This window comes from Halobacterium sp. KA-6 (assembly GCF_021029015.1).
GTDB lineage: Archaea > Halobacteriota > Halobacteria > Halobacteriales > Halobacteriaceae > Halobacterium.
Map to the genome: position 1 here is coordinate 64,525 of NZ_JAJJZH010000007.1, position 17,463 is coordinate 81,987.

Sequence of the window (17,463 nt, forward strand, 5' to 3'; positions counted from 1 at the left end):
TATGGAAACTACTGGTGGTGGGGTGGCCGAACTTATTTGACAACTGTCAGAGTAACAGCCGACTATGAGCTACTGCACCGACTGCGGAACAGAACTCTCCGCGGACGCCGCGTACTGCCCGGAGTGCGGTGCCGCCGTCAACGGCGACAGCGAGGCCGTCGAAGAGACCGGCGACGTCGACGATGATACCGCCACTCTCGGGGGCGCATACATCGAAGACGGCGACGACAAGACGTCGTGGTCGATTGTCATCGCCGCGGCCATCATGGGGTTCTTCCCGGGGTTCCTCCTCTGGTGGGGGTTCGACACCATCGGCGGCGGCGGCATCGTCTTCCTTATCGGCTGGATCGGGTCGACAGTATACCTCCGCAACAAACGCCTCGTGAGTGAGGTCGTCGGGTCCGGCCTCTATATCACAGCTCTCCTACTCCCACTGGTGCCGGTGTTGTTCTACGTCCCGAACCTCATCGGCGATCCGCAGACCGCCAGTGAAGCGGGGACGTTTGTTGGGAGCTTCATCGGGATGTTCGTGTACGGTGTCGTCTTCGCGATCATCGGTGTGATCATCGCAGCTATTGGGTACTTCGCGAAGAAACGCGCCGCGAAGAAACTTGAGGCGGCGAGTTAGAGCCGATTCGGCATATCATCCCGAATCTGGGCGACGACCTCGTCTTTGATCTCTGGCGTCACGTTCTCCAGCTCCGCGCGAAGCGCCTCCTCGAGCGTCCGGCCACTCTCGATGCGTGCCGCGACCTCCTGGACAACGACGTCAACACGCGGCGCTTGCCCTGTTGAAGCCGTGGACGTTGCCTGCGACGACGGGTTGTTGTTCATCGCCCACTGCTGTTTCTCCGCGGGACTCATCTCCGAGACGTAGTCCGGCACCTCGTTGTTGTCTGGAAGTTCAACGGGCCCTCCGAAGCCGTCGAAGTTACTGGTCGGCCCGACCGTCGTCTGCCCAGGGGCGTCCTGCGTCCCTTCCTCGATACGTCCGTTCCCGCCGCTGTTCGGGTTGAGGAAACTCCAGAAGCCCTGGCTGGGTGCATTGAGGTCTGGCCAGAGATCACCCGGGGGGCTGAGGTCGACGCCCCACAGGTTATCGGGTGGGCTGAGGTCGACGCCCCACAGGTCGTTGGGTGGGCTCAGGTCAATCCCCCAGAGATCATTCGGCGGGCTCAGGTCAACGTTCCAGAAGTTATCTGGCGGTTTTAGGTTCGGCCAGAAATCCTCTTTGAGTTGGAACTCGCCAGTCGCGATGTCCCCCATTACACTCGTCACCGGGCCTCCTGCTCCCCCAGATCGAGGGCCTACGTTCCGTTCCCCGGCTGTCTGCGAGAGGATCGTGAACGGACTCCGACCGATCAGCCCCTTGATGCTCCCCCTCCCCTTCAACAGTGACCCAAGCCCACTCTTGCCTTTGCCGAGGACGGTCCCGAGCAGGCCGCCTCCGCCGCCAAGCATGCTCCCGATGGCAACACCGGATGTTCCGCCGAAGAGGCTACCCCCGCCACCGCTGCCTCCACCACCGGAGACTCCGATTTTCTCGAGCTCCTGGTGGATGTCGGTGAGGAGGTCCGTCTGGTCACTGAGCTCGTCGAGGGCGCCGGCGCCGCCAGCAAGACTCGCCGCCGACCCACCCCCGCCAGGGCCGCCCTGGGTCGCGTCGACGTCGATGGTGACGTCCCCAATTGATTGCTCGAGATCACGCTTCGCTTCTCGTTTCTCGCGGTCCGGAATGCGGATGCCAGACTCGACGGTGAAGTCAGTCATCGGCTTCCCTGCCAGGGGTTGGTGTACTGCATGTATTGGCTGAAGTGCATGATGTCGCTCTCACTGTACTCGCGGACTTCGCGGGGATCATGGCCGCACGCCATCGCCGCCATGATTCCATCCCGGAGGATGTCCTGGATGCTCGGATCGATCGCCTCCCCAGCAGCGAGTCGGCGCGTCGTTACGAGTTTCCCTCGGAGAGGTCGTTCAACTGCGTGAGTTCGTCGTCGAGGAAGTCCTGCACCGCCGGCGGCAACGCCCCCGTCACGCGGGCCGCTTCCGCAAGATCCTCACTGCCGTTGAGCCACGGCGCCTCCTCGAGGGCGGCGGCGAGCAGCCAGATGCGGGACTCCATCCCGCCGACGTCACCCATCGTCGAGGACTGCATCTCGTCGAGCGTCCGCGCTCGCGTGGTCGCCGTGAACGCCTCGAGTGTGATGGTGGCGTCCTCGCCGAACTCCCGGATCGCCCACTCCAGGGCGTTCCGTTTGCTCGCCGCATCCTCACGCTCCGATCGAGCGTCCTGGAGCGCGGACGCCTGCGCGTGCTCGTCGTCCTCGAGTTCGTCGACGCGAGCCTCGGCGTCCGCGAGTTCCGACCGGACGTCGGCGAGCGCGGTCTCGAGTGTGAACTCTCGCGTGGGCGGGTAGTCGAAGCTGGTCATACTGCCGGATCACTCCCAGTGACGCCGTGCCCGAGGAAGTTCACGGACTCCTGGAGGTCGTTGTCGGGATTCACCAGGTCCTGCCAGTTGTACGTGTCCGGCGCAACGCCGGCGACATCGTAGCTCGCAACTTCACTGCCGTTGACATCGAACGAGAGCGACGCGGACACCTCGTCGACGTCCGGCTCTACGCTGGTTGCGCCACTACTACCGAGTGCGAGCGAGTACTGTTCCGGCCCGTCGTAGATGCTCGTGACGTCCATCGACGTGGAGACGTTCCCGATCACTGCATCGACGGGCTTCTGACTCGGTCCCAAATGCAGCCTGGAGATGTTCTCGAAGTTCAGGGTCGCGGACTGTAGTTTCGTCATCGAGACGCCGTTGATGGTGAGGCTGGCCCCATGCCCGGGGACTTCGTCACCGGACGTCGAGATCGTGCCCGCGGTCAGGTCTGTGTTCTTGACCTCGTCTCCGTACGCGCCGGTGACGGTGACGCGCACCGTCTCGGTTGGGCCGTTGTACACGACCTGCACGGAGGCGGGCGCCCAGCCTTTCAGCTGGCGTTCGGTCGTTGCGCTGATGTAGTCGACACCGAGGTAGACTTCCGCACTGTTCGCGAGCCCCGACGTGAAGCCAGTGTTCCCGTCGTTGAAGATGAGGCGATGGAACTCGTCGTTGGTGAGAATCCAGGAGATCGAGAGTTGTCCCTCGAGGTTCTGCGCGAGCAGCGCCTGCGTTTCTGGGTCGCCTGGGGCGTAGATTTCGAGGAGGTTCCGGGAGAGTTCGGCGTCCTCGACTTGGATGTTGCTGCCGGGTTCTCGGTAGGTCGGATCGGTTGCGGTGCCGCCGAGGTAGCTTGTTTCGGGCGCCCACGCAACGCTTGCTGCGCCGGCGCCAGTCATCGGTCGATACCTCTACTCGTAGGTGTGGTTGCGTAACTCATGGTTTCCTTACAGTTCTTCGTAGCCGTTGAAGACGACGTCCCAGTCAGCACGGTAGAAGTCCGCCCACTGCTCGGACTGGTTCGCTTCGTTCTGCAGCTCGAGGTGCTTGTAGTACACACTCGGGCCGGGGCCCGCGTCGGGCCACGTGCGCTCATTCCAGAGCGCATCCTTCAGCCGGTTAACAAGCCCATCAGTTCCGTTGTCGAACGGGATGCCTTCGTTCCCCTCCGAGTCGATGTGGCCGTACTCCGCGGACGTCAACCCCGTCACCCTGACGCCGACGACGACCTCCCGGCTGGCGTCGTACTCGGTGCCGACCGGGTCGCGGACGGTCTCGACGTGCGTAGCGCCGACGTAGTTCGCATCCTGCAGATCACCTCTGATCGAGCGGACGTCCTGCTCGAGGAGTCGGGAGTTGTCGCGATCGATGCGCTCCACTTGCACGGGGTCGCCGGAGGCGAGCGTGTACTCGGACTCGATGTCGTCGACAACCGAAGCGAACTGCTCGAGCACCCAGTCCAATTCAGCGGTCATGTTTGCGCCACCTCCCTACGCAACCAGTGCAGGCTGTCGCGGACCCAGCGGGCTTCCGAGATGCCGCCGGTCTCGCTCCCCCAGTTGACCTCGTCCGTCTGAATCCACTGGTCCTTCGCCGCCCAATAGAAATGCAGGGGGTCACCCCTGATCGTGTGCGGTGGGACGCCGAACTCCCAGAGGCCCGCCGCGACGTGCCCCCACGACCACTCGATGGTGAGGCCGCGTTGGCCGCGATCGACGGTGACGCCCTGGAAGGACTCCTCGACGGGATCGTACGCGTACCCGCCCTGTTCGCTTGCGTACGACGCGAGCTGGTCGTGCGCCTCCGAGACAGCCTGCGAGACGAGGTTCCCCCGCTGCCCGACGAGCGCGCTCTGTGCGGAGTCGAGGAACGCCTCCCGCGCACCCTGGCTAGCCGCATCTGGCACCGAGACCTCGAGCACCGCACCCAAGGGGTCCGTCGTGAGGTCCAATTCGAAGTCGATGGTGACCGTCGCCGCAGGATTCTCGTCTGGCATGTAGGGGTCACTTGTAGACCTCGAGGAGGCGGTCGGCTTGCTCCCGGAGCTCCGATGCTTTCGACTCTGCACCGTACACGTTCGCGTTGTCCGGAATCTGGAAACTGGGTTCCTCGACGAGGTCCGCGGCTGCCCTGAAGGCGACCGCACGCCGGACGTTCTCTGGAATCTCCTTGTGGCCGTAGTCGAAGTCCACGTAGACAGCGTTCGACAACGAGACGAGGTCGTCGTCCATCGCGTGGACGTCCAGGTACAGCTCGGAGACGCCGCCGTTGTTGATACGAACCCAATAGTCCTCGCCCCTGTGCATCATCCCGACGCCACCCGAGTAGTCGTCGCTGGCGACCCAGTCGTCGTACCCCCCGCTTTCGTTCACGACGAGGAGCTCGTTGACCGCGCTGACGTCTTTCCGGTTCAGCGTGATGCGCGTATAGGCGGGGATGTCGGTGTTGACGGCGGGGTCGAGCGCGTTGTCGTCGCCGAACGCGATGCGGATCTTCCGCTTCGTGACGTCGTTGTCCTGGCGGCGCCGCTCGTACCGTGGGCCGGCCTCCAGGAGTGCGTCGGAGTTCTTGCGGTACCGATGGCGCTTCCGTTCGCTATCTCCGTGCACGAGTCCGCCGCGCGTCTGGATGTCGTGTTCGTCGTTCCGAGTGTTCGGCCCGCTCGGAATCGTAACCTCGGTGGCGTTGCTGATGCCGTCGGGCTCGTACCAGTGCCTGTGTAGGGTCTTCTCCAACGGCTCCGTCTGCGCGGTGATGGCGTCGACGGCGATCCGCGGGTCCTGACTGACGTCGCCGGGGAGGTCACTCGAGCGGAGTGCGCGGCGGACGTAGTCGAGCGTGGTGTAGCCCTCGGGCATCCTCGGTTAGTCCTCCTGGGTCTCGAGGGTAGCGCGGCGTTCGCCGATGGCATCCTGTACGGTGACGCGCTCGGCGGCCTCGTTGACCTCGTCGAGGTGGCCGTCGACGTCGCCGGCCTTGATGTCCTCGACGACGGGGTCGACGTTCCGGTCGAGGAAACTCCCGGGGTCGAACCCGGACGCCTCGTCGACATCCTCCGGGGAGTCCTCGTTGTTGGTCTCCTCGAACTCGACGTCCTGCACGTCGACGAGCCGGAAGTCGGTGCGCTCCTCGACGAGATACTCGGCGAACTCCTCGGAGACGTCGACGCGGTCACCGATAGACACGCGCTGGTCGATCCCCCGAAGGTAGACTTCACCGCCGGTGGTTTTCTCAGCGACCGGCATCAGGCACCACCCGTCCCGACGACGACCCAGCCGCTGGACGTGCCGTCGATGTTCGCGACGGTCGCCGTTGCACCCTGCGTGGTGATGTTGCTCGGGCCGGTCCCGAGGAAGTCGCCGTCGGTGAACGCCAGCGTCGGCGTACTGGCGCCGCCGTTGTGAACGACCGTCACGACGCCCCCCTCCTCGGCCGCTCCGGAGAGGTCCACCGTGTTCGTGCCATCCGCCGTGACGACGTGGACGTCGGCATCCTCGTCGACGACAGTGTCCGCACCGTTGCCGGGAGCGTCGGTGGTGACGTGCTTGCGGGCGCCGTCGACGAGCTGGAGGCCGCGCTCGTAGCGCTCCCGAATCTCGGCGTTAGTTGTTGGTCCAGTCATGGGCTACCTCACGCCACCGTGGGCGCCTTGAGGTCGGTGACGAGCACGCCGGCCTGCATCTCCTTGATCTGGAAGTCGAACTGGCCCTCGAGCCAGTTCCGGGAGTGGAGGCGCTGCTCGTGGACCTTGTCGGTGTCCCGAGACTGGTCGAGCTCCATCTCCTCGTAGAGCCCGAACGCGAGGTTGTCCGGGTCGGTGAACATCATGTACTCGTCCGGCCACCCATTCACGCCGATCAAGTCGTAACTGAACGGCGTGATGTCGGAGTCACCCATGATGACCGCGGAGCCGAGCGGGTCTTCGCGCTCGGTGAGCGCCATCGCGTACCGCTGCACCTGGTTCGGGCTCGTCATCAGCACCGGGTCGACGCCGTCGCCATCCCGGTAGCGGGAGTCCAGGCGCGTGATGGTCTGGTCGAACAGCGCCGTGTCGATCGGCTGCGGGTTCCCCGAGCCGTCGGTGTTCGCGATCGACGGCATCGAACCGGCCTCCGCGGTCGTGGTGTCCTCGAGGCCGATGCGCGTGCTGTCCCCAGCGTCGTCGACGGACTGGGTGTCGCCTTCGGCGCGCGCGATCCAGCCCGTCCACGTCTGGTCGAGTTCCGCAGCGCCACCGAGGGACTGGAGGTTCCCGCTGGACGCGCCGGCGCGCAGCCCGATCAGCCCGAGGTCGTTGCCGTACCGCTCGACGAACTGGTCGACGATGTAGTCGCCGAACTGGTCGGGGCCGTAGTGCGTGTTCTTCAGCGCGTCACGCTTCGGCTCGACGAGGATGTAGTACTGCTTGTCCGTCGCGTTGAACTTCACCGACCCGGACTCCACCGAGGAGTTCTGGGTGCGGCTGCCTTCCTCGTCGCGCGCGTGCCCCGACAGGCGGGGGACGCCGAACTGCGGGACCTCCATCTCCAGCCGCGGGAGGACCATCGTGTCCGCCATCCCGAGGACCTGGACGCCCTTCTGCATCCGGTCCAGCATCTCCTCGGTGACGTCGACGGGAAGCTGGAAGCCGTCGAGCGTCGCGAGGTCGACGTCCTTCGCCGCGGTGCCTGCGAGTTCGTTCTGCCGACGCGTTGCTTCGATGGTGTTGTTGGAAATGCTCATGTCAGAGTGCCTCAGGAGAGTGCCTTGCCGATGCGATCGAGACCACCGTCTTCGTCGCCCTCACCGCCGCCCTGCCCCTTCGCCGCTGCAGGGTCGACCTGATTGCTGCCACCAGACTGGCGGGCGATGGAGTCGATGCGCGTGTTGTTCGCTTCGACCTCGCTCTTCAGCTCCTCGAACGCCTCGGCGACGGTCTTGTCGGTGTCTTCGTCGACACCGAACGCGGCCTTGACCTGGTCCTCGGGGACTTCGTAGGTCTCGCCGTCGATCTCGATTTCCGCCGTCTTCGGCTGCGGCCCCGTCAGGGCCTTGGTGAGGTTGTCGACGGCCTGCGTGAGTTCGTTGATCTGTTCTGCGTTCTGTTCGGCGAGCTCCTTCGCATCGTTGGAGCCACCATCGTCGTCGGTGGGGTCGTTGTCACTCATGTCAGTCGTGTTGTCGCTGGCGTCGACGTCCCCGCCGTCGCCATCCTTGTTGTCCGGCGTGTCGCCACCGGTAGCGTCCTTGGCTGCCTGTCCACCTCGCGGGTCCTCCGCGGACGTCTCCGACACGCGAGCAGCCTCACCGGGAGACTTCCCGCTGCCGGGGAGCGCGTCGAGGACGGCCTTGCCGACGCGCTCGAAGACGGATTTCTCACCCGGCTCCCGCGCGCCCTCCACTTCGACCGCCGTCGAGAGGACGTCCCAGAGCCGTTCAGCGTCCTCCTCGGAGTGGCCGCGCTCGAGCGCCTCCTCGACGAAGCCGTTCGGGTCGCCGAGATAGCTGCCGAGCCGCTTCTCCACAGCGGCCGTCTTCGTGTCGAGAATCATGGCGTCCGGCACTGCCGGGATGTCCACCGTACTGACTTCCCGCATCAGGCCGTCGACGAGCTCGTAGACGACTTCGTCGTCCGGGAGTTCGGACGTGTCGACGTCGTCGAGTTCGTCCTGCTCGTAGGGGCCGTCCCAGTCGACGGAGCGAGCGCCGATGGAGTAGCCGGCGAGGATGCCGTCCTCGACGAGGCTCCAGAGTTCGTCGTTGTGGTACTCCCACTCCTGGACCCACGCCCCTTCGGGGACCTCCTGGCCGCCGATCTCCTCCGCGGTGTCGAGGACCTCGTTGCGCTCGAGGGAGAGCCAGTCGTCGGGGAAGACGGCGTGCATGATGCCGCCGCCAGCTTCGCCGGCCTCTTCGAACGTCTCGAACTGGTCGGCGAACCCGCGGATGGTGTCCTCGCGAGCGAAGTCGTTCTGCAGGTCGGCTTTGTCCGGCACCATCACGATGCCGGCCGCCTTCTGCTCGCTGTCGTCCTTCTCGGCGAACTCGACGTTCTTCTGGAACGCCTGGCCGCCTGCTTTCGTTACCGGAGGCATCCGTCAGCCCCCATCCTGTCCGTCGTCGTCGGCAGCGTCGGCGTCCTTGGTCTTGCTGAGGTCTTTGGCACGACCGGTGTCGAGGACGCCACGCTTGCTGCCGCGCTGCTTGTCGTTCTTGCTCATCGTTGAGAATCCGTAGTGCCCGGTCGTACCTCGGCGGGGGAGTCGGGCACTCCCCGCGTCATCGGCAATTGGAATAATGGTTAGCGAGATGCAACGCCAAATTTCTTCATCCTACCATGAGTAGAACCGGTTATGATTCAAGACAGTCCGGTTCAATCAGTCCGCCTTCGAATTCGATCAAACGAGAGCACAGAGTCAGGCGCATCCTGGAAAGATGTCTACACCCTCATAATCGACGAAAGCGGAGTTCATCCGGTGAAGGTTTTCGAATCGGATGTGCCCAGATACGACGCATTTTTCGAAAACGAGGGAGTTGACCTCGGGGATATTCCCGATCCAGTCCTCGCTGTCATGCAGCGGTATGTTAGTGATAAGGTAGTCAACTGGCCATCATCTCCTTCTCCTCAAGCTGCTGATGTAGAACAGGAGGAGGCAGAGATATCAATCGAAGCTGACGACAACAAGTACTCATTCATGGTATATGGGGGCGAACACGTCCGGATTAAACGAAATGGGGAACCCATTCGGGCTGACGATGTACCCAAAAAGATCCAATCTGAAGCAGACCAGTTCATCCCAAAAGGCGCTAAATACCTCTAATCCCAGCCACTTTCTCACAACTCTGAAGGAACCCCCTCCGGGATGTCGCCGGGGTCGGGCGTCGGTCCCTCGGGCAGCCGGTCGTGGAAGTTCGTGATCTCCAGGTACGGGTACTCGAGACGAATCGAATCGTAGTGGTAGCCGCCCGCGCTACCGGCGCTCACGAGGCCCGCCCACTCCGACGGCGGGACGTCCACGTACGCGTACAGACTGTTCTGTCCGCCCTCACGGATGAACGACAGGTACAGCGTCTGCTCCTCGAAGTCGTACAATCCCTCGTCAAGGTTCGAGGAGGAGAACTGGACTTGCTCGATGGGGTCTTTCTCGACGAGCGTGCTCTTGACCGCGTCCCAGTCCTGGCTGCCGACCTTGTACTCCTCTGGGGGCTCGTGGATGGCTGCCGTCTCATCCTCGCCGGTCGGGTTGCCGCCGAACTCCTCCTCGAACTCCTGGAGTGTCATGCTGCCGTAGGGCTCACCCAGCGGTTCCAGCCCGAGCTCCTCGCGCGCCTCGTCGACGAGGCCGACGCCAGCTAAGCGCATCGCGCGGACGCGCTGCTCGGCCAGCTTCGCCTCCTGCTTCGGCTGATCGGCGCCGCGGAGCTCGTAGTCGAGCGTCCAGTCGTCGACGCCGAACGCCGTCTGATGCAGCGTCTTGTAGAGCCGTGTACTGAACTTGTGCTGCTCCGGCTGGATGACCTCGAGCGCGAAGTCCTTGTCCTGCTGGTCAGAGTTCGAATAGTTCGCTGACTCGGTGACGCCGATTTTGATCGGCGGCATCTCCAGGACCTTCGCGATCTCGTGCTCGTTCTTCTCCCGGAACTGCCGGAAGTCCATCTCCTCACTGATGCCTTGCCCCAGCGGCTCCAACTCGATCTCGACGTCATCGTCGATCTGTTGCTGGAACTTCTCGACCTCGAGGATGACCGCGCGGTGGGATTCCTCGCGGAGGCCGTCGAGCATCGCTTCGAGGTCGTTCCGGGACTCCTCGCTGAGCTCGCCGCCGGTGACCTTGATGACGAACCGGGGGATGGTGTCGTTCTGGAAGAACTCGCGGTTGTAGTCCTTCGCCGCCTCGTCCGCAGAGATGGTGCGGATGGCGCTGACCCAGTCGGGGACGCCGTAGTCGTCCTCCAGGGGGTTCGGGTTCTTGATGAAGATGAGCTCGTTCGCCGGCTCGTTCTCGAGGGCGTCCGCGGAGCCGAGGGCGACGTCCCCAGATTCGCGGTCGACGAACACCGGCTCCTCCTCGTCTTCAGTCGCCGAGTACGTGACCGTTGGGGGCTCGTCGCCGTTGTCGATGTACGTGGGTTCGAGGCCACGGTACCGGTCGCCGAACTCCCCGAAGTACCGACGTCGGCCATTCCGCACCTGGACGTACCCACGGGATGCGAACTCCCGGAGGTCGTCGCTGACGAATCGGCCGTCCTCGGGATGCTGGGGCTGGTCGTGCCCGATCGCGCCCTGTGGTCGACGGACGCGAATCGTACGTGCGGGGACGTGGGCGAGGCCGACCGGCTTCCCCTCGTTGTTCGTGAGGACTTCGAGGGCGAGCCAGCCGACGAGGTGGTAGTCCTGCCTGGCGAGCTCCTTCACTTCCTCCGGCGTGGCGGGTTCGGCCGCCCGGTTCGCGGACGTCTGCCAGCGGCTGCCGGGGCCACGCCAGAAGTCGCGGACGACCGCGCGCTCCTGGTCGTTCGCGTTGTCGGCGTCGATGTATGGGTGCGGGACGAGGTCGAACCCGAGGCCGACTTCGTACCGGGCTTTCTTTCGGATGCCCACGGCGAGCGTCTCGTTCAACTCGAGGAACGCGGCGAGGCGGTCCGGGTTGTAGGGTGGCTTGACGCCGACGCCGGCCGTGTGGATGCGGCGTTCGGCGAGCTGCGTCGAGGTGGTGGCCTTCGACAGCGTCGTGTTGCCGCCGACGCCCTCGACGTGGAGCTTTGCTGTTGCGTCTCCGTCAGTCATCGCTTGCCTCCGTGGTGATCGTGCTCGTAGTCATAGGTAGGAAACACCGGTCGACCCCTCGCCATCGCGGTTCGCCTGTCGTTGCGCCACGGCTGCGATGTCGTCCAGCTTCGAGACCGCCAGCGCGTAGCCGTCGACACTGTCGTCGTGCCCGTTGTCCGGCGCGTGGTATTTCGTGTACCCACCGTCGGAGACGTCCTCCTGGAGCTGCCGAAGTTCGAGATGCAGTTGATCCAGCGCCTCGATATCCGGTACCACGAGGTCGCCAGTCTCGACAAGTGTGGCCAGCGTCTCGATGAGCTGCTTCTTCGTCTTCGGGCTGAACGACACCGGGTCGACGTTGACGCCGGCGCCGGCGAGGTCCGAGACAATCTTGTTGTCACGGGACGCGTCCGGGACGAGGATGCCACCATAGGTGTTGTAGACGCCGCGGAGGTGGTCCTCGATACCATCCCAGGACTCGTTCCGGCCACGGTGGTAGTACGCCAGCTCGCCCGCGGCGTCGACGGCAATCGTCACGCGGTAGTCTCGCGAGCGGGCGAAGTCGGCGCCGATCGCGACCGGCCGAGTGACGGCGTCGACGGGCCGCCGGACTTCCCCGGTGAACTCACCGCTCGGATCGTACTCTTGGTTGACGTCGACGTCGTACGCGCCAGTGAACAACTGGTCGTCGAGCTCACGGAATACCTGCCCACCGTCGTCCGGGAGCTCGGCGAGGTACTCGCGTTCGAAGAGGTGCGGCGGGACGGTCCCGCGTTTGTCCTCGGGGTTCTCAGCGAGGAACGGGTTGTCCGCGCTGGTCGCGTGCCACGACGCGTACTCGGGATAGTCGCTGGACTGGCCGTAGTCGTAGAAGCGGTGGAACCACGACCGGGGACGGTACGGCTTCGAGATGAACAACGCACACCCTTGGCTGTCGAGGAGCATCGGCTCAAGGTCGCCGTACCAGATCCCTTCCCGCATCTGGTCGGCCTCGTCGAGGACGATCCGATCAACGCCCTCACCCTGGAGGCTCTCCGGGCGGTCGAACGTCCGGAACTCCACGCGGACGCCGTTGATGAACTCGATGAACCGCGGCTTCGACTCGCCGTAGTCCTCGATCCAGGCGTTCGGAACGGCGCTCTTGACCTTGTCGTAGCCGTGCTTGTTCGCCTGATCGTAGGTTGGGCCGACCCACCAGATGAGGACCTTCCGCGGTTCGTCGGGCCCCCACTGGGACGCCCAGGGCTGGCGGGCGTACTCGACGACGTCGATCGCACCGGTGACGTTCTTCCCCGCCCGTCGCCCCCACCGGCAGACACGGTAGCGGACGTCCGACTCGAGGACTTCGCGCTGTTTCTCGTGGACGGAGTACTGCGGCCGGGGAACCAGCGGCGTCCCCCGCGGAGCGGTGTCGACGCTACTCATCGTCGCTGTCCTCCGCGCTGTAGGTGACGAACTCTGCGGTCACGTCGTGCGTCCCGTCGACGTCCGCGTCCAGGTCGACCTCGCGCTTCTCCGTCTTCACGTAGTCGTACGACCGCTCCAAGACGAACTCCGCGTCGACGTCCTGGATGAGCTCGCGTTCGGCTTCCGCGCGGGCGCGTTCGAGCGACTCCGAGAACTGATCGTGTTCGTCGCGCCACGCGTGAAGGGTGGAGACGCCGACGCCGGCGACGCGGGCGATGCCTTCGTAGGTGAGGCCTTCACGAGCGGCCTCGAGGATGTCGTCCTTGTACTTTTCGAGCTTGGACGGGCGGCCACCGTGTGCCTCGTCGTCGCCTTTGAGGATGGCTTGGGCTGAGGCCTCGCCGATCAGGTGGACGCCGGCGAGCTCCTCAACCGACGCGTCGTGGACGTCGTCGACGGTGGTGTAGCCGGCGCTGGTGAGTTCGTCGGCGATGGCGGGGCCGACGCCGTCGATGCTCGTGAGGTCCTCAGTCATGGTTACGAGACGTCAGTCTGGTAGTTGATGTTGCGGTCCTCGAGGACGCCACGGACTTCCTTGACGCCGCGTTGGGCGTTCCAGGACTTGGCGACGTAGTGCCGCCACGCCGTCAGGGGGTTCAACGAGTTGGGTTCGTCGTGGGCGAACACCCAGATCGTCGTGGCGCCAGCCTGGGTTTGGGTGAAGATGGTGACGTCGGTCTGGCGGCGTGCCATGATGTCGCCGGCCGCGGCGAGGAACCGACCGAGCATCCGGCCGGGTGGACCAGCGACCGGGATCTGCAGGGAGCGCAGGGCGTCGGCGAGCCAGCGCACCTTCCCGTAGCGGCGGGCCCACGAGCCGTCACTCTCCCAGCCGTTCGGCGACCGTTTCACCGCCGAAAGGGGATTGCGGTAGAATCCGGCGGCCTCGAGTTCGCGTTCGAACTCGTCCTCGGGCATCTGGACGGTGCCGACGAACTCGTCCTCGAGGACCTTGCCTTGGGCGTAGAGCCCACTGGTCGCACCGAGGCGGTGGAGGATGGGGAGGAGGCGGTTGCGGAGCTGGGGCCAGTAGTCGTCATCGGCGCCGAGCATGCGTTTCCCCAACACTCCGTAGAGCACCCAGGATGCAGCGAGTGCAACCAGGGGCGCGGCGATCTGGAGGTTGTTCGCGACCAGCTCGCTGGCAGTCTCAGTGAGAGTCATGAGTTAGTGTCGTCGCTGTTGTCGCCGCCCTCTTGGAGGTCGTTGACCGCGTCGACCCCTTCGTCCATCGCGCTATCCCAGAGGTGGTAGCCGGCGCCGAGCACGATCGCGGCAGCGCCGAGCAGGATAATCGTGTCGGGCTCGCGGCCCGTCCACTCCATGGCGAGCCACGTCCCGAAGAACGCGAGGATGACGAGGCCCGCGACGCCGGTACGGATGGGACGCGACTTGCTCATTCGCTGTCGCCTCCGTCCCCGGGGTCGAGGGCTTGGACTTCTTGGTACGCCTGGACGAGTGCGAGATAGTCGCCAAGCTCGAGGCCGTTGTACGCGCCGATCACCATGATCGAGACGAATCCGAGGACGGTGGGGTGGCCGCCTTGCTGGATGGCGTACCCGGAGAGCGCTAGGAGACCGAGGTTGACGATGATCGCGCGAAGGATTTTGAGGGCTTTGAGCATCGGCAACTTCTCACCGCCAGTAGTCAGCGTCGTACGATACTCGTCGACAAGGTCGTCCCGGCAGTACCAGGGACGGGATGCGTGGTCGGTACTCATGATACATTCCTGAACCGAACAGTGGGCTGGCTGGCGGTGCGATGCGGGTGCTGCATGCTTCTGAGGCCCTCGCTCGATCGTGAATCGCGCCGTCTGGAAGCGGGGCGAGGCTGTGTTCTGGTATGGAAAAGGAGTCGGGGTGGCCGGAGTCGCACCGCGCCCAAGCTCGTGGGGTCCGTGTTGTCCACGGGGTAGTCCACGCGTGTCGGGCCCTACTGCCACCCCAGATTGTGGCTGGTCCACGGTCCCCCGCTCGACACCCTGGAAGGAGACGGACGGGATTCAGTTCGTGTACGATACAGTCCCTCGCCGCCACACCCTGAATGATCAGGGTGAGTCCAAACGGGTCATCGGGACTGAGTTACGCTGACGAGGTCGAATCTGAATCCGGGACACGCATCGTACTGGACTCCGGAACGCGGAACCGTCCCGCACCATCGACATCCACGAGGAGGAATCGCTCTGGCCCCGGCCCGTAGCACGCCTCGACGTCGTCATCGACAACACTGCCTTCAACGTAGCGCCCCGCGATAACCGCGTGAACGCGCTGCGGAGGTTCAGAGGCAGCCATCACCGATCCCCCTCACCGTCGACGGCGACGCCGACCGCGTACTCGAAGTCCAACCCACTGCCGTAGTTCACCTGACTCCGCAACGCCGCGATGAGCGCCTCGAGGTCCACGCGTTTGTCGTGCTGGCCCTCCTCGCGGAGTGTCTCGAGGCTCTCGTAGAGCTGGCGGACGACCGCCCGGACGTTCGCGCGCTGGAGGAGTGCTTCGCGTTCCCTCGTATTCGCGTTCCCGCACTCGCAGACCACGCCGATCCGGGTCTCGAACTGGTAGGCATCCCGTCGACGGGCGACTTCGCCGCGCTCGGCGTGCTCGGTCAACGACTGGAACCCAGTCGCGGCGCGCTCGGTGACCGGGCCGAGACTACTCCGCCGCCACTCCGGGACGTCGTCGACGACTTTGAGCGGTCGGAAGCACGTGGCGCAGTACCGGTGGTCGTGCTCGAAGAGCGCGAGGAGGCGGCGGCCCCGGTCGCGGGCCTGGCAGGGTTTGCTGCAGTACGCGCCGACCGGCCCATGCGCCGCGGGTTCGTTGGTGTCGCAGTCGTCGTAGTTGCAGTCGAACCCCTCGTTACGTGGACTCGTGTCTGTGGGGGTGCTGGTGATGGACATGACTAACGGGTAGCCCGACGAGCCAACGCCGGACCAGGGGAAAACACTGGATTGCGCACTCAGTCGTGCGTGCTTGCCAGAACCATCGGACGCTGGGATGATAAACGCGAGTACACCGGACTATACACCCGGGGTTTCCAGTTGGTGATTCAGAGGAATGAGTGAGAGCGGTGAGAGGGGGAGTGGTGGGGGAGTTGAGTGCTCTCACTCGACACACGCTTGTCCAAGACGCGTTTGGCCCCGACCCAGGTAATCCAGTCGAGACCGCGAATCACCCTGACCGTTCACGGGGATTCGCAATTTGACGATATACTCATCACAAACATAAACTTTCTGCCCGTGTCGGAACCAGCTAAATTAACCAGCTATTACGACCTGCAACTACTCTGACGACACCACATACTGCTTCTCCCGCAAATCCCGAAGATTCGGACGCTCCTCAACAACACCATACTGATCGAGCGTCGCGAGCGCTGCGCGCGTCTGCCGGACGTCCATCTCGACTCGGTTCGCGACCTCCTGCTGACTCATCATTCCCTGCTCGTCCTCGAGGATGAGGTAGACGAGTTTCACCGACGGTGGCTCATCCGCGATCTCCTCGGGCACCTCCACGCTTAGACCACCCCTCCATCGAAGTGTTCCCAATAGGGCGTGCCACACTCCTGGCAGACGTCGACGCGCGAGTAGTCGACACCGAGATCGACGCGACCACGGGGAGAGTCGCAGGCCGGACACGTCCCAGGGACCCGGCAACTCGTGTGCTTGACCGCGTTCTCCGTGCCCGTGATTCGGTCACCGCAGCCGATGCACTCGTAGACCTGATTCCCGAAGCCACCCTCGCCCGGCTGGAACTCCAGCGAGTCCGGAACGCCGCGCGTCTCCGACGTCATAGCTGGATTCCCTCCGCGGCCTCGTGGCCCACGAGGTAGTCGTCGTCACCGTGGAACGCTGTCCGGCCGCCGTACACCGTCATCCCGTCGCCCCCGAACTGGGGGTCGAGGCGGCAGCACCGTGGACACCGGTACTCGGGGTTCGCGAGGTCCGCGCCGAGGCAGACCGCGGGCAGCGAGTGTCGGGTGCAGCGCCGCCAGTCATGCTCGCGCTCCTCGCTGGGGGTGGTGCGGAGGCGACGCCACGCGATTTTGAGGGATTCGAGCGGCCCGAGGTTCGGGCTGTTGCTCATCGTCAGCCCCCAGTCACTCTCCTCGCGACGATCTCCGCGGTCGTCGTTGGTGGTGTCGTTCTGCGACATCAACGACCACCTCCGCCAACAGTTACGCAACCCGGCTTAAATGGGGTTTTATGGCCTGTAAGAACCATTCTGCATGTGATGATTGAGTTCAGCTTACCGAGCGTAGCACCGTTCTCGATGACCCTGCTCAAGATAGACTTGAGTAAATCCTGCAGGGAGCGCGAGCCAGATGCAGATGGCGACCGCAGTGATGAGAAGGACGACTTAGAGGGCGGGATGGTCGCAGTAGACTGGGGGCGGCACTCGCCTCGAGAGAGTCCGAGGCAGCGGCGTCGATAAGCTCTGGCGGAGGATTGCGTGTCTCCGCGGTCGTACCCCGCACCGTCGTCACTCATCGGGCCACCTCGCGTCCGATGCCTGTTTCGAGCGTTTCAGCGAGTCGTGCCATTCGGGGTGCTCGCTCGCCGACGCGGTTCCTCGTTCCTCACCTGTTGACTCATCAAGCGCGAGGCGTTGGCGTTCCACGAGCTTCCCCGCAACGGCCGGGTGTGCCTCGCCAAGCGCGTCGAGGAGGTCGTTGAGCGTCTTGTCGCCGCTGTCGTGGTTCGCGGACCCACAGAGTGCGAGGAGTTCCGCGACAGTCATATCCTCACTGGCGTGCGGACCCCCACGGCCGTCCTCCGCATCGTTCTCGTTGCTGTCGTTGTTGTCACTCATAT

Annotated in this window: 25 protein-coding genes; 3 read left to right on the forward strand and 22 right to left on the reverse strand. The window is 64.4% G+C overall.

The window, feature by feature from the left end:
- The first annotated feature begins 64 nt into the window (after nt 1-64).
- The gene (locus LPA46_RS13820; RefSeq protein ID WP_230892979.1) at nt 65-628 is read left to right on the forward strand and encodes a zinc-ribbon domain-containing protein; all 564 of its coding nucleotides are present in this window, start codon (nt 65-67) and stop codon (nt 626-628) included.
- Here the strand turns inward: LPA46_RS13820 and LPA46_RS13825 are convergent.
- The 11 genes from LPA46_RS13825 to LPA46_RS18875 form a co-directional block, all read right to left on the reverse strand.
- Nucleotides 625-1,770: a hypothetical protein gene (locus tag LPA46_RS13825; protein WP_230892980.1), complete on the reverse strand. Its 1,146-nt coding sequence runs from the start codon at nt 1,768-1,770 to the stop codon at nt 625-627. The two genes, LPA46_RS13820 and LPA46_RS13825, sit on opposite strands and share 4 nt — an antisense overlap.
- Before the next feature lie 181 nt (nt 1,771-1,951).
- Nucleotides 1,952-2,434 (reverse strand): hypothetical protein, encoded by a 483-nt coding sequence (locus LPA46_RS13830; protein WP_230892981.1) that lies wholly within the window; start codon nt 2,432-2,434, stop codon nt 1,952-1,954.
- Nucleotides 2,431-3,336 (reverse strand): hypothetical protein, encoded by a 906-nt coding sequence (locus LPA46_RS13835; RefSeq protein WP_230892982.1) that lies wholly within the window; start codon nt 3,334-3,336, stop codon nt 2,431-2,433. The genes LPA46_RS13830 and LPA46_RS13835 overlap by 4 nt, the downstream gene beginning before the upstream one ends.
- Before the next feature lie 48 nt (nt 3,337-3,384).
- Nucleotides 3,385-3,912 (reverse strand): hypothetical protein, encoded by a 528-nt coding sequence (locus tag LPA46_RS13840; protein ID WP_230892983.1) that lies wholly within the window; start codon nt 3,910-3,912, stop codon nt 3,385-3,387.
- Nucleotides 3,909-4,433 carry a hypothetical protein gene (locus LPA46_RS13845; protein WP_230892984.1) on the reverse strand — a complete coding sequence of 175 codons (525 nt, stop codon included), beginning with the start codon at nt 4,431-4,433 and terminating at the stop codon, nt 3,909-3,911. Before LPA46_RS13845 ends, LPA46_RS13840 begins: the two co-directional genes overlap by 4 nt.
- A gap of 7 nt (nt 4,434-4,440) precedes the next feature.
- Nucleotides 4,441-5,295 (reverse strand): hypothetical protein, encoded by an 855-nt coding sequence (locus LPA46_RS13850; protein WP_230892985.1) that lies wholly within the window; start codon nt 5,293-5,295, stop codon nt 4,441-4,443.
- A gap of 6 nt (nt 5,296-5,301) precedes the next feature.
- Nucleotides 5,302-5,682 (reverse strand): hypothetical protein, encoded by a 381-nt coding sequence (locus tag LPA46_RS13855; RefSeq protein WP_230892986.1) that lies wholly within the window; start codon nt 5,680-5,682, stop codon nt 5,302-5,304.
- Nucleotides 5,682-6,059 carry a hypothetical protein gene (locus LPA46_RS13860; protein WP_230892987.1) on the reverse strand — a complete coding sequence of 126 codons (378 nt, stop codon included), beginning with the start codon at nt 6,057-6,059 and terminating at the stop codon, nt 5,682-5,684. The genes LPA46_RS13855 and LPA46_RS13860 overlap by 1 nt, the downstream gene beginning before the upstream one ends.
- Nucleotides 6,060-6,067: 8 nt before the next feature.
- Nucleotides 6,068-7,159, reverse strand: coding sequence for a hypothetical protein (locus tag LPA46_RS13865; RefSeq protein WP_230892988.1), 1,092 nt, complete (start codon nt 7,157-7,159; stop codon nt 6,068-6,070).
- Nucleotides 7,160-7,170: 11 nt separating this feature from the next.
- Nucleotides 7,171-8,511 carry an XkdF-like putative serine protease domain-containing protein gene (locus tag LPA46_RS13870; RefSeq protein ID WP_230892989.1) on the reverse strand — a complete coding sequence of 447 codons (1,341 nt, stop codon included), beginning with the start codon at nt 8,509-8,511 and terminating at the stop codon, nt 7,171-7,173.
- Nucleotides 8,512-8,514: 3 nt separating this feature from the next.
- The gene (locus tag LPA46_RS18875) at nt 8,515-8,637 is read right to left on the reverse strand and encodes a hypothetical protein (RefSeq protein ID WP_269073696.1); all 123 of its coding nucleotides are present in this window, start codon (nt 8,635-8,637) and stop codon (nt 8,515-8,517) included.
- Nucleotides 8,638-8,769: 132 nt separating this feature from the next.
- On the opposite strand from LPA46_RS18875, the gene LPA46_RS13875 reads away from it, so the two are divergent.
- A complete protein-coding gene (locus LPA46_RS13875) occupies nt 8,770-9,237 on the forward strand; it encodes a hypothetical protein (protein ID WP_230892990.1) in 468 nt (155 codons plus the stop codon).
- A 14-nt stretch (nt 9,238-9,251) separates the two neighbouring features.
- On the opposite strand, the gene LPA46_RS13880 is transcribed toward LPA46_RS13875, so the two are convergent.
- The 10 genes from LPA46_RS13880 to LPA46_RS13925 all read right to left on the reverse strand — a co-directional run bounded on the left by LPA46_RS13880 (nt 9,252) and on the right by LPA46_RS13925 (nt 16,804).
- Nucleotides 9,252-11,204, reverse strand: a complete 1,953-nt coding sequence (locus LPA46_RS13880; protein WP_230892991.1) for a phage portal protein — start codon at nt 11,202-11,204, stop codon at nt 9,252-9,254.
- A gap of 30 nt (nt 11,205-11,234) precedes the next feature.
- Nucleotides 11,235-12,611 carry a phage terminase large subunit gene (locus LPA46_RS13885; RefSeq protein ID WP_230892992.1) on the reverse strand — a complete coding sequence of 459 codons (1,377 nt, stop codon included), beginning with the start codon at nt 12,609-12,611 and terminating at the stop codon, nt 11,235-11,237.
- Entirely contained in the window at nt 12,604-13,128 is a 525-nt protein-coding gene (locus tag LPA46_RS13890; RefSeq protein WP_230892993.1) for a helix-hairpin-helix domain-containing protein, read from the reverse strand. Before LPA46_RS13890 ends, LPA46_RS13885 begins: the two co-directional genes overlap by 8 nt.
- A gap of 2 nt (nt 13,129-13,130) precedes the next feature.
- The gene (locus LPA46_RS13895; RefSeq protein WP_230892994.1) at nt 13,131-13,817 is read right to left on the reverse strand and encodes a hypothetical protein; all 687 of its coding nucleotides are present in this window, start codon (nt 13,815-13,817) and stop codon (nt 13,131-13,133) included.
- On the reverse strand, nt 13,814-14,053 hold the full coding sequence (locus tag LPA46_RS13900; protein ID WP_230892995.1) for a hypothetical protein: 240 nt from the start codon (nt 14,051-14,053) through the stop codon (nt 13,814-13,816). Before LPA46_RS13900 ends, LPA46_RS13895 begins: the two co-directional genes overlap by 4 nt.
- A complete protein-coding gene (locus tag LPA46_RS13905; RefSeq protein ID WP_230892996.1) occupies nt 14,050-14,373 on the reverse strand; it encodes a hypothetical protein in 324 nt (107 codons plus the stop codon). Before LPA46_RS13905 ends, LPA46_RS13900 begins: the two co-directional genes overlap by 4 nt.
- Nucleotides 14,374-14,943: 570 nt before the next feature.
- Complete coding sequence (locus LPA46_RS13910; RefSeq protein WP_230892997.1) at nt 14,944-15,552, reverse strand: hypothetical protein; 609 nt, start codon at nt 15,550-15,552, stop codon at nt 14,944-14,946.
- A 381-nt stretch (nt 15,553-15,933) separates the two neighbouring features.
- Nucleotides 15,934-16,164: a MarR family transcriptional regulator gene (locus LPA46_RS13915; protein ID WP_230892998.1), complete on the reverse strand. Its 231-nt coding sequence runs from the start codon at nt 16,162-16,164 to the stop codon at nt 15,934-15,936.
- Between the two features lie 2 nt (nt 16,165-16,166).
- Nucleotides 16,167-16,442, reverse strand: coding sequence for a hypothetical protein (locus LPA46_RS13920; protein ID WP_230892999.1), 276 nt, complete (start codon nt 16,440-16,442; stop codon nt 16,167-16,169).
- Nucleotides 16,439-16,804 (reverse strand): hypothetical protein, encoded by a 366-nt coding sequence (locus LPA46_RS13925; RefSeq protein ID WP_230893000.1) that lies wholly within the window; start codon nt 16,802-16,804, stop codon nt 16,439-16,441. Before LPA46_RS13925 ends, LPA46_RS13920 begins: the two co-directional genes overlap by 4 nt.
- A 78-nt stretch (nt 16,805-16,882) precedes the next feature.
- On the opposite strand from LPA46_RS13925, the gene LPA46_RS13930 reads away from it, so the two are divergent.
- Nucleotides 16,883-17,083, forward strand: a complete 201-nt coding sequence (locus LPA46_RS13930) for a hypothetical protein (protein ID WP_230893001.1) — start codon at nt 16,883-16,885, stop codon at nt 17,081-17,083.
- 48 nt (nt 17,084-17,131) lie between these two features.
- Here LPA46_RS13930 and LPA46_RS13935 read toward each other — a convergent pair whose 3' ends face one another.
- Nucleotides 17,132-17,461, reverse strand: coding sequence for a hypothetical protein (locus LPA46_RS13935; protein WP_230893002.1), 330 nt, complete (start codon nt 17,459-17,461; stop codon nt 17,132-17,134).
- Between the last annotated feature and the right edge of the window lie 2 nt (nt 17,462-17,463).

Coding starts and splice junctions, on each gene's coding strand:
- LPA46_RS13820 (WP_230892979.1), top strand. CDS start 65: ATGAGCTACTGCACCGACTGCGGAACAGAACTCTCCGCGGACGCCGCG.
- LPA46_RS13825 (WP_230892980.1), bottom strand. CDS start 1,770: ATGACTGACTTCACCGTCGAGTCTGGCATCCGCATTCCGGACCGCGAG.
- LPA46_RS13830 (WP_230892981.1), bottom strand. CDS start 2,434: ATGACCAGCTTCGACTACCCGCCCACGCGAGAGTTCACACTCGAGACC.
- LPA46_RS13835 (WP_230892982.1), bottom strand. CDS start 3,336: ATGACTGGCGCCGGCGCAGCAAGCGTTGCGTGGGCGCCCGAAACAAGC.
- LPA46_RS13840 (WP_230892983.1), bottom strand. CDS start 3,912: ATGACCGCTGAATTGGACTGGGTGCTCGAGCAGTTCGCTTCGGTTGTC.
- LPA46_RS13845 (WP_230892984.1), bottom strand. CDS start 4,433: ATGCCAGACGAGAATCCTGCGGCGACGGTCACCATCGACTTCGAATTG.
- LPA46_RS13850 (WP_230892985.1), bottom strand. CDS start 5,295: ATGCCCGAGGGCTACACCACGCTCGACTACGTCCGCCGCGCACTCCGC.
- LPA46_RS13855 (WP_230892986.1), bottom strand. CDS start 5,682: ATGCCGGTCGCTGAGAAAACCACCGGCGGTGAAGTCTACCTTCGGGGG.
- LPA46_RS13860 (WP_230892987.1), bottom strand. CDS start 6,059: ATGACTGGACCAACAACTAACGCCGAGATTCGGGAGCGCTACGAGCGC.
- LPA46_RS13865 (WP_230892988.1), bottom strand. CDS start 7,159: ATGAGCATTTCCAACAACACCATCGAAGCAACGCGTCGGCAGAACGAA.
- LPA46_RS13870 (WP_230892989.1), bottom strand. CDS start 8,511: ATGCCTCCGGTAACGAAAGCAGGCGGCCAGGCGTTCCAGAAGAACGTC.
- LPA46_RS18875 (WP_269073696.1), bottom strand. CDS start 8,637: ATGAGCAAGAACGACAAGCAGCGCGGCAGCAAGCGTGGCGTCCTCGAC.
- LPA46_RS13875 (WP_230892990.1), top strand. CDS start 8,770: ATGATTCAAGACAGTCCGGTTCAATCAGTCCGCCTTCGAATTCGATCA.
- LPA46_RS13880 (WP_230892991.1), bottom strand. CDS start 11,204: ATGACTGACGGAGACGCAACAGCAAAGCTCCACGTCGAGGGCGTCGGC.
- LPA46_RS13885 (WP_230892992.1), bottom strand. CDS start 12,611: ATGAGTAGCGTCGACACCGCTCCGCGGGGGACGCCGCTGGTTCCCCGG.
- LPA46_RS13890 (WP_230892993.1), bottom strand. CDS start 13,128: ATGACTGAGGACCTCACGAGCATCGACGGCGTCGGCCCCGCCATCGCC.
- LPA46_RS13895 (WP_230892994.1), bottom strand. CDS start 13,817: ATGACTCTCACTGAGACTGCCAGCGAGCTGGTCGCGAACAACCTCCAG.
- LPA46_RS13900 (WP_230892995.1), bottom strand. CDS start 14,053: ATGAGCAAGTCGCGTCCCATCCGTACCGGCGTCGCGGGCCTCGTCATC.
- LPA46_RS13905 (WP_230892996.1), bottom strand. CDS start 14,373: ATGAGTACCGACCACGCATCCCGTCCCTGGTACTGCCGGGACGACCTT.
- LPA46_RS13910 (WP_230892997.1), bottom strand. CDS start 15,552: ATGTCCATCACCAGCACCCCCACAGACACGAGTCCACGTAACGAGGGG.
- LPA46_RS13920 (WP_230892999.1), bottom strand. CDS start 16,442: ATGACGTCGGAGACGCGCGGCGTTCCGGACTCGCTGGAGTTCCAGCCG.
- LPA46_RS13925 (WP_230893000.1), bottom strand. CDS start 16,804: ATGTCGCAGAACGACACCACCAACGACGACCGCGGAGATCGTCGCGAG.
- LPA46_RS13930 (WP_230893001.1), top strand. CDS start 16,883: ATGATTGAGTTCAGCTTACCGAGCGTAGCACCGTTCTCGATGACCCTG.
- LPA46_RS13935 (WP_230893002.1), bottom strand. CDS start 17,461: ATGAGTGACAACAACGACAGCAACGAGAACGATGCGGAGGACGGCCGT.